Below are 9,713 nucleotides of genomic sequence, written 5' to 3'. Positions count from 1 at the left end.
TAGACTCCATGGAGAAACTCCTTGTCGCTCATCCACGGAATGTTCGATCACAGATCAGGCGACGGCGGGCAATGTGGGGGCAGAACACCGGTTACACTGATCCGGAAGGTGCGGTCAGAACACCGCTTACGATAGATCAGCACTGCGCTCGCAAGTAACTGATGCTGCATGCAGATATCATTCCGCCCAAGTTTGTCTTGGAAGCATCCCCTGCAACCGCTAACACTCTAACATGTGCGATATCGTCTACCGCTCGATGGAGGAAGATCGAGCAGGAGGAGCCGGCGCCAGTTCTGCGTTCGCATTGAACTGGCGCCGGAATATTCGCCTCCCTCGGGTGCAGTATCGCCAGATAAGCAATCGCACACGACCGCCCGTCCCGACCCTCGTTCGGGGCGCAGGCCCGCCGCCGCACGCCCAACCGGTCGTGTGCGATTGCTCCCCCATTTTCATCCTGAAAACGGCCAAGTGGCCTGTTACCTGCGATCGCAATGCGCGACTTAGACGCAACGTCAGAATGGAGGATCAGAATCCTGGAAGCGCTGCCGCCGTACCCGGTTCTTTTCTGTTTGATAGCTCACGGCCTCGACGACATGAACCTCAAGCGATTGCGCATCGACGTTAAGGGTAAACTCGCGCGGGTCAGGGTCGAATATATCGAATGCCTGCTGAAACCACGGGGCTGAAGAAGCAGGATTTGGTGGTGCAGGCGGTACGCGCGGGGTGCGCTCATAGACTGAATAGTCGGTTTCCCAGCCATCTTCTGTGGAGAAGCCGTCGTTAACGTCGATCTTGGTTCCGGCAGGGATATCCATCGGTCGAACGCGTGATGATTTGTGAAACAGAACGACATTGCGCGCATCGCCCTTGGCTTGGACGGACGGAAACAGGATCCCGTCAATGTCAGGCTGATCGATCGTCGCGAGAAAGTCAGCAATTGCCTGGGTGGCGAGGTAGCCGAGGTTTTCATCGTCCGGCATGACCGGGACGGTGATCCGATCACCGATCCTGCGTAAGAATTCTGCGCGCTGAAGACGATCGAGAAAGGTCGGGTCAAAAATGCTGCCATTCATCATGGCATCACTAAGCGATGTCAGGTCGAGGAGCGTGACAGACTTTGCGATTTCGAAGCGAGCGATGGCGACGCTGCAGCCCACTGGCGGGCGGACTTCCGCCAAGGCAATCAGCGGATCGGTGGCGCCATAAAAGACTGAAATTCCGTGGGCGTTCATACGGCCGGCGCGTGCGACGGATGCCGGCGGCGGCCCAAGGTGAAGGTCTGGCCGGGCTAGTGCGCCGTGGATGTCGCTATAGCGGGGAAAGGATCGCGCTCGATACAAGCTTGCGATCGGAAAGCCGGGACCCGCTTCAACTAGAACAGTCGTCTTGTTGCGTGTCTTGAGGTCGTCCATTCCTTCAAAGAGCTCGGCAAGATGGCTCATGGCGGATCGACTGAAAAACCGCGCTTCAGTTTTCAAGGAACGCTCGAACTCGTTCCATTCCCTCGTCCAGCGACCGCTGCCGACGGACTTGCGTTCGTACATGCTCTCGCCATCGAATTCCGTCTCCTCGCCGGCCATCGAGGCATCCCAGTCGCCAAACCGATCGGCCAGGACTTCTCTGATGTCCATGGCTATGGCCCGGTCGACAGATGCAGCGTCCGCGATCGCATCGTCGACAGGCTCTCCTTCCCGATCCCAGGAATAGTCGGACTCCCAATCGTTCTGCATGGCATATTGCATCGAGTTCGGTTCGCTTGGCGTCCGTGCATAATGTTGCTCGAAGGCGAGTGCCACGCAGTCAGCCATCTCGTCGATTGTAAAGCTTTGATCATCGCTGCCGCCACAGTAGGAACAGGCGGCAATCTCCCCCTCGCGCTGGACACGCGCGCTAAGATAGGCGTTTCCGATACAGCGGAAACACACGCGCTTCACCTCATCATCACCGTCCAGCTGCATGAATGTTATCCGGTCTTCCTAATCCCAAATGACTCAGTCGCAAACACGGTACCTCCTGTATTGGTTCTGCCTAGGCTCACCGTGGTCAGCCCGTATCAAGAGGCAACGCGTCGCGCAATTCTTCCATCGCCGTCCGAAAGGAAAGGTCACCGCACTCGATCATGATTGCGATTGCTTCGTCGATCTTTTCCCTCGGCTTTTCGAACTTCTCGGTTGGACCTTCTTTGTTCGCATGAAGGAGGCTACGGATTTGCTGCAGCCGAACCTTCAAATAGAGCGCGATGCCTTCGGTTGGTCTCAGCACGAGTGCGCAGGCAGTCTGATAGACAGCATCGACATCCCGCTCGGCCGCCTCCAGTTCCCGGGCATTTCCGAGACGATTCGGACCCCTCCCGGGTGTCGTACCTGAGCACTCGATAAGGATCGCTACGAGGTTCAACACGATGTTGATCTGCATTCCATAGCTGACGCGATTGTCATCGCAGAACTGGCGAGCTTCCGATGCATACTGGTAGGCCAACTCAAACCGCTCGCGCAGAAACGCATAACGCGACCGGTCGACGAGGTTTGCTGCCTGTTCGGCACCGCCAAAGCGGGCCAGTCTTGCAGCATTGGCCGCGAGCATTCCCCGGACGCGATTCATGACGTCCGTCTGACGATCTGTTGCATGCCGCAAGATAATTTCGCCTCGCATCAGCATTTGCAGCGCAATGCGGGCCGGCCTTCCCTCAAGAACGTCTGAGCTGCCTGATCGCGAAAGTCGAGCGAGAACCATCTCCCAGGAATGGATGCCGGCGAACTCTCGTTCAGCTTCGTCGAGACGCCCAAGGAGGCCGAGCAGTTGGGCATGCCGAACCCGAATGCGGAGAACGGCTTCAATAGCGTCTGGATCCTCGACGGGCGGGGACGTCTCCGGAGCAGCGGATGCTGTCAAAGTCGCGATCTTCGTAAACTCCGCGCGCAGGAAGTCTCCCACTTGGGCCAGAGTGCGCTGGTGGCCCTTCGCGTCGGGGCAGGCGGATGAGTCATCCTCCAATGGCTTACCCAGCTGGATGGCCATGTCGATGGTCGAGCAATATGTCCGTGAGGTTCGAATGAGGAGGCGACGCCGGTCGTCCTCATTGTGGCCATGCCGCTTGACGAGCTCGCGCGTTCTGATCCACGCCCAGAGAACGAGCTGCGGTGCCTGCGCGTGAAGGGCAGAGATAGCCACACCTTCGAGCAGGCGAAGAATCTCCTCGGTCGAAAAAACACTGTCAATCCAGTCTGGCAGTTTCTTCGGGAGGTCTTCGAATGGCTTGTCGTCGAGCCGATCGAAATGGCGGCGCCCGACCCCCAAGAACGGGAGCATATAGAGGCGCATGCGCATGATATCCTGATCGTAGCACATCGACATGCGGTTATCGTGGTCGACCGTGCCAAGCAGGAGAACATTGACGGCAAATCGCACTGCGACGGCGGCAGCGTGTTTATCGCCGCATGTGAAAACCGCGTCGCTCGCGTGATGGAGCAGAGGCATCCGCTCGATCTGGGCCTTGTTGGTCGCGCCGTCCGAAAGATTGTCAGGATTGATACTCGCCAGAAGGGCCTCGTAAGCCTGGATGTCGAGCAAAAGGTCCTGCCACCACGGCGTCAGATTGGCGAAAGTCGTTCGCACTCGCCATTCTTGTGCGCGGATGAAGGCAAGCTTAGCGACATGGCGTGTTGCATGACGCAGGGTCTGATTGAAATGAAACGCCCAACCCTTCTGCTTCGGATCGGCAAGTGCCGTCATGATCGTCTGCCGGAGCGTTTCGTAAATCTCCCAGGATTTTTCTTTTGCAAGCCGGCTGTCGGTCGGACTGAACTGGGTCGTCGTGATCGGATTGATCATGCGGTTTCGAAGGAAGAAGGTATTCGCGAGCACCTCGACTTCTTCGAGCCCGGACTTGATCTCGTCGCCGATACGAACGAGCGTCATGTTGGCGTCGGCGTCCCATTCCTGAAGCAACCGGATGAGCGACGTCGGTCTCAGTCCGTCCTCGGACGCCATGATCGTCATGATGATGCGGAATAGATCCCGGGCATGGAGACGCTCCAACAGCAAGCGCACAAACTCGTAAGGTGGATCGACTGGCGGAGAAGAGTATAGAGCGGGGGATAGTTTGCCGAGAGCCTTGATCGCCCGCGCTTCCCATTCGGGGGCCCCGCGGCAGAGTTCCAAAGCGGCCGCGATGAGGCTGAGATGATCCCCAGGAACGGAGGCTCCGCGCATGCGCACATTGGCGTTTGCCAGTGCTTCTCCATAGCACTCCGGATATTGGAGATCCGGAAGATACCGTTTGATATCCCCAAGTCTCGGGTCTGGGACCTCGTGAATATAGTATTCGGGAAGCGCGCGTTTCGAGCGGTCGGTCGGTGTCGAGGTCGTCGTGACAACAAACCGACTGCGCGTGCTGCTGTCGTGCAACAGCGCGACCAGCGAGGCTTTCGACTGATCACGTAGCTGAGCCCGCGGCGTGCTCCACGTAAGGTCTTCCCAGTTCGTCAATATGAATAAAGCCGGATTTTTGCGGTGCAGATCGCGGATTTGCCGCTTCACGGCAACGAGGTGATCACCTTCGAGTTCCTTTCCGTATTTCGATTGCAGCTCCGTCAGCTTCCCTTCGAAGCTCGCCAGTTCGGTTTGGTCGGAGAGCTGCGCAAGACGGGACAGAAAGGCCAAGACATGAAGGAGTAGCTCGGAGCCCGTATAGTCCTGCACGCTGACGGTGAACACAGGCAACAGTTTCGGGTCGCTATTTCCTCTTGCCTTAAGACTTAATCCGACGATCGGCGGGCAACCCTCGTTAAGCCGGCGCAGGATTTCGACAACGCATCCTGATTTGCCGGCATTCAGCTTTCCAGAGATGAGGACGAGCCGCGTCGCAGTGTAGGTCAGCTGCTCGATGATATCCTCAGCGATCTGGTGAAGTTCGTTGGGGTTGCGGTTGACCCTGAAGCGCCCAGCTGGCTCAAGGTAGTCGCCCATTTTGTCCGGTATGAAATGAATGGTGCGAGGCGTTGCGGATACGATCTTGCGTATGACGGGAGGGCGCTTCACCGCATGATAGGAGAGGCCGTGCAGCCATTCCTGTTGGATCCGCGAAAATACAGCTTCTGCCGTCTTGCATCGATCAGCCACGATCTTGTCATAAAGCGTCAGAGCTTCAGCCCGGGCCACTTCGTGAACATGCTTCTCCTTCCGGCGCTCGTCGATCGCTTTTTTTGCCTTGCAGGCAAAATAGACGAAGGCCAACCGGTCACGATTTGGATTGTAGTCAGGCGCGTTCGGATCGAGATCGTACGCAAGTTCGGCGATCGCGTCGTTGAACTCCTCAATACTATCCTCGATCTTATCCGCCTTGAGTTCCGGGAGGCCGAAATAGGGATTTTTCTGCGTATTGACCAGGGTTGTCAGTTTGGTGAGGGAACTGGAGAGAAAGCGATAGATGAGATGGGTTGCCAGGATCATGACCCGCACCCCGACCCGTCCGCCCTCCTCGTCCGCAATCCAGACCGGAATTTCGACACCGACCGCGCGCTCGCGGACGTCTTCTTGGGACCGGGTCAGTTTCGGCCAGAGGGCCTCGAGACTGGTGAGTGCCTCAGCTAATGTCGGCTTGTTGAAAAACCGGTCTAAATCCTTTGTGCGCGCCACGCTCAACCTCGGCTTCCGACGAATCAACTCGATTCGCGGGGAGTCGCGCACTTCGGTTGGATCGCAATAGTGTCAATTATCGAAATATCCGTCGATTTTTTAATCGACTTGTCAAAAAAAGAATACACAGACGTCACAAATGCGAGAAGAAAAAATTCCCCTATTTCTTCTTAATTAACACGTCCATTCCTTTCGCTCGACGCCGAGTCTGAACAGCGAAAAACTTCCCCTGTCAGCGGATTGCACCCCCCGCGACATGAGGAAGTCATGGAAAAAGTTCAGTTCGACCACCGCGAGCCGATCGGCTCCAGCACATACCCGCCCCCGAATGATGTCCCGGTCCGCCAGATCATTTCGGCCCTCTTCAACAATGCCGTCAACCCGCTCCCGAAGAGCACCCTCTATATCCACATCCCGTTCTGCAACGAAATCTGCTCCTTCTGCGGTTTCAACAAGGCGGTGAGCAGCGAGCCCGTCAAGGAACGCTACGTCAACGCCCTGATCGAAGAAATCGCACGCTACGGCCGCAAACGTTATGTCCAGTCGCTGGACATCCAGGCCGTCTATTTCGGCGGCGGCACGCCGAACGCGCTGAGCGCCGACCAGCTCCTTCGTATCCTGCATGCGATGAACCATCATCTGCCGATCGCGCGCGACGCCGAAATCACGGCGGAAGGCATCGTGCAGAACTTCGACGACGAGCGCAGCGAGGCGCTGAAGGAAGGCGGCGTCAACCGCATTTCCGCCGGCATCCAGACGTTCGACCGCAAGATCCGCGAAACACATCTTCATATGCGCAACGGCGCGGATGAACTGCTGCGCGGTATCGAGAAGATGCGCTCGCACTTCGGGAACATCAATCTCGACATGATCTACAATCTGCCGGGTCAGACCGACGAGATCTGGGCAGAAGACATGCGTCTGGTTCTTCAGACCGGCGTGCAGCATCTGACGGTCTATCCGCTCGTCCTTCTCGAGAACACGATCTTCTACGCCGACTACGTGAAGAACAAGAAGTTCGCGGCACCGGACGAGGTGCGTGAGATCGAGATGTACAGGCATGCCTTGGACGCGATAGCCGGCAGTCCGTTCACCAACCGCTATTCGGTGCGTGACTGGGCAAAACCCGGTCTCGACTGCCGCTATATCCGCATGAATGCCGAGTCGAACCACATCCTGGCTCTCGGCGCCGGCTCCCACGGCTATCTGGCCGGCGCCACGTACCGGACCATCCGGTCGACCGTGAAGTATATGGAGTTCATCGAGCAGAACCCTGACGAGCTTCCGCTCGACGGTGTCCGGCTTTCGACGGACCAGGAGCGCATGCAGCGTTATGCAGTCATGGGCTTGCGCATGCGCGATCTGGATCTCGCGCCGTTCGAGACGCGCTTCGGCGCACGCTTCCTCGATGTCTTCGAAAAGCAGGTCGGTGAGATGATCGCGAGCGGCTATCTGACGCTCGACGGCGACCGCCTGCACTTCACCGACATGGGTGACATCTGGGCGAACAACGTCCGGACCCACTTCGAGGGCCGGATCGGCAAGACGGTCGGCTACACCGACACCGTCAGCATCGGCGAGGACGGCAAGACGCACTACTCGAAAGTTACCCGCATCAAGGCGTCCGGCGACGTCGAAGCCAACGTCTGACACTTCGTTCCCGGTCATCGTGGCCGGGAACATACCGTTTCTTATGGAGGGAAAAATGACCAAGAAATGTGCAGTGATCGGCGGTGGCGCCGCCGGTATCAAAGCAGCAAGCGAACTTCGCCGGCGCGGCGCGCCGGTGGTCCTGTTCGAAAAGTCGGATCGCCTCGGGGGCCGCCTTCTGTCTCGGACATTGGATGACGACGCTGGCGTCGCTGAGCTCGGCGCAGGTCGCTTCAGCCCTTCCGAACATGTGCGCCTGCAAGGCCTCATCGAACTGTATCGGCTGCCGACGAAGACCTTTTCGTTCCCCCTGCAGCCGGTCCAGCGCGGCCTGCACCAGCATTCGCTTGGCCTCTTGAAGTCGTTCTGCCAGGACCTCGCCGCCTATCACGCGTCGCTGTCTCCGCTGGAACGGCAACGCATGACGCTCGAAGACGCCGCCGTCAATTCGATCGGTCGTTACAAGTTCGACTGCCTGGTGACCATGGCGGGCTATGACACGCTGCACAATCCGCATCTGACGTTCGATGACGGCGTCCAGCTTCTCAAGCACCATCCGGAGACCTGTGGCCTCTTCGAAGGCGAGACCACGGCGTGGATGGCGCTCACCGACGGCTTCAGTGCTCTGACAGAAGCGATGATCGGCGAGATCGAAAATGATGTCACGATCTCACTCGAACACGAGCTGACCGAGGTCACCGCCCGCAAGGATGGCGGCTACACGCTCGCTTTCGAGACGCCGGACGGCCGCCGCACCCACACCTTCGACAAGGTCGTCTTCGCGATACCGGTCTGGAGCATCCCGACGCTGCGTGGCTTGAGCATGTCGTCGTTCTTCCGCAAGAGCATCACGCCAGTGCCGCTGACGAAGGCGTATTTCGCCTACGCCAATCGCTGGTGGGCGGACATGGGCGTCGAAGGTCGCTGCTTCTCGTCGGAGTCGATCTTCCGCAAGGTCTATTTCCCCACCGATGGCAATTACCTCCTCGTCTACAATGACGGGGAGAGTGCCGAAGCCCTACATCAGGCCTTTGGCAACGACCGGAATATTCATGCGGCGTTCGTTCAGGCGATCCGCGACCACCTCCCGTTCGCATTGGCGCCCGAGGCCATTCCGAAGCCGGTTGAAGCCGACCACCAGTTCTGGCCGGAAGGCATCTCCTTCTGGAGAAGCGGGATCACCTTCGTCGGCGCCGGCTTCTGGCCGATCGACGACGACGCTTGCGTTTGCTCCGACCTCTTCACCGAACACCTCGGTTGGGTCGAGGGCGCGCTAGAAAGTGCCGAACGCGGCGTCGCTCACCTCTATCCGAACGACGCGACCTTTGTGCCGGCAGCCCTCGCTGCCAGCTGATCTGACCTAACTGGAGACCATTATGAACATGAACGCAAACGCTCTCGCCCCCTCCTCAACTGCAACCAAGCCGGTCATCCTTACGGGTGACCGGCCGACCGGCCCGCTGCATATCGGTCACTTTGTCGGATCGCTGCGGAACCGCGTCGTCCTCCAAGACAGCCATCAGCAATTCATCCTCCTCGCAGATTTGCAGGCGCTGACGGACAATATGGCTGGTCCGGAGAAGGTGACATCCAATGTCATAGAGGTGGCACTCGACTACCTCGCCGTCGGCATCGATCCCGGCAAGACGCAGATTTGCTTGCAGTCGCAGCTACCCGCTCTTGCCGAGATGGCGATGCTCTATCTTAACCTCGTCACTGTCGCACGACTTGAACGCAATCCGACGATCAAGGAGGAAATTCGAGCCCGCGGTTTCGAACGGGACATCCCTGCAGGTTTCCTTTGTTACCCGGTCTCGCAAGCCGCCGACATTACGGGCTTCCGGGCGACGGTGGTCCCAGTCGGTGAGGACCAGCTGCCGATGATCGAACAGACCAATGAGATCGTGCGCCGGATCAACCGTCAAACCGGTCGCGAGATATTGCCGGAGACGACCGCGCTCTTGTCAAAAACCGGACGGTTGCCGGGCATCGACGGCAAGGCGAAGATGTCAAAATCGCTTGGCAACTCGATCTCACTGTCGGCCTCGACAGAGGAAATCAGCAAGGCTGTGCAGCAGATGTATACCGACGAGAGTCATCTGCGTGTCAGCGACCCGGGAAAGGTCGAGGGGAACGTTGTTTTCACCTATCTCGACGCTTTCGACCCCGACCTGGATGAAGTTGCCGGGTTGAAGGCACACTACCGCAGGGGCGGTCTCGGCGACTCCGTCTTGAAAAAGAGGCTTTCGTCGATCCTTAACGATGTCATCGGGCCGATCCGTGAGCGGCGCCATGAGCTCGCCAGAGACATCGGCACCGTCCATGACATCGTCAGGGAAGGAACCCGGAGCGCGCAGAAACTGACGCAGGCGACGTTCGACGATATCAAGTCTGCTTTTGGTCTGTACCGGCTGTAAGCTGAAGGG

5 protein-coding genes are annotated in these 9,713 nt (G+C 58.3%); 3 read left to right on the top strand and 2 right to left on the bottom strand.

All coding sequences use genetic code 11. The features are described 5' to 3' along the window. Positions 1-512: 512 nt before the first annotated feature. Together B9A97_RS17655 and B9A97_RS17650 are read right to left on the bottom strand one after the other, a co-directional pair. The gene (locus B9A97_RS17655; RefSeq protein ID WP_143530556.1) at positions 513-1,958 is read right to left on the bottom strand and encodes an RES family NAD+ phosphorylase; all 1,446 of its coding nucleotides are present in this window, start codon (positions 1,956-1,958) and stop codon (positions 513-515) included. 85 nt (positions 1,959-2,043) lie between these two features. Then, complete coding sequence (locus tag B9A97_RS17650; protein WP_084366669.1) at positions 2,044-5,643, bottom strand: hypothetical protein; 3,600 nt, start codon at positions 5,641-5,643, stop codon at positions 2,044-2,046. 261 nt (positions 5,644-5,904) lie between these two features. Here B9A97_RS17650 and B9A97_RS17645 point away from each other — a divergent pair, with 261 nt between their 5' ends. From B9A97_RS17645 to trpS, 3 genes are read left to right on the top strand one after another with little or no spacing between them, the layout of a single operon-like run. Then, positions 5,905-7,287 carry a coproporphyrinogen-III oxidase family protein gene (locus B9A97_RS17645; RefSeq protein WP_084366668.1) on the top strand — a complete coding sequence of 461 codons (1,383 nt, stop codon included), beginning with the start codon at positions 5,905-5,907 and terminating at the stop codon, positions 7,285-7,287. A 55-nt stretch (positions 7,288-7,342) separates the two neighbouring features. Continuing rightward, positions 7,343-8,641 carry an FAD-dependent oxidoreductase gene (locus B9A97_RS17640; RefSeq protein WP_179145325.1) on the top strand — a complete coding sequence of 433 codons (1,299 nt, stop codon included), beginning with the start codon at positions 7,343-7,345 and terminating at the stop codon, positions 8,639-8,641. Between the two features lie 28 nt (positions 8,642-8,669). Next, a complete protein-coding gene (gene trpS / locus B9A97_RS17635) occupies positions 8,670-9,704 on the top strand; it encodes a tryptophan--tRNA ligase (RefSeq protein ID WP_084366685.1) in 1,035 nt (344 codons plus the stop codon). Positions 9,705-9,713: the final 9 nt, after the last annotated feature.

The sequence above is a fragment of the Rhizobium sp. RU36D genome (assembly GCF_900176345.1).
GTDB lineage: Bacteria > Pseudomonadota > Alphaproteobacteria > Rhizobiales > Rhizobiaceae > Allorhizobium.
This window is presented reverse-complemented; position numbering and strand designations above follow the sequence as displayed.

Bases quoted from the DNA above. Each gene is read 5' to 3' on its own strand.
- B9A97_RS17655 (WP_143530556.1), bottom strand. From the start codon at position 1,958: ATGCAGCTGGACGGTGATGATGAGGTGAAGCGCGTGTGTTTCCGCTGT.
- B9A97_RS17645 (WP_084366668.1), top strand. From the start codon at position 5,905: ATGGAAAAAGTTCAGTTCGACCACCGCGAGCCGATCGGCTCCAGCACA.
- B9A97_RS17640 (WP_179145325.1), top strand. From the start codon at position 7,343: ATGACCAAGAAATGTGCAGTGATCGGCGGTGGCGCCGCCGGTATCAAA.
- trpS (WP_084366685.1), top strand. From the start codon at position 8,670: ATGAACGCAAACGCTCTCGCCCCCTCCTCAACTGCAACCAAGCCGGTC.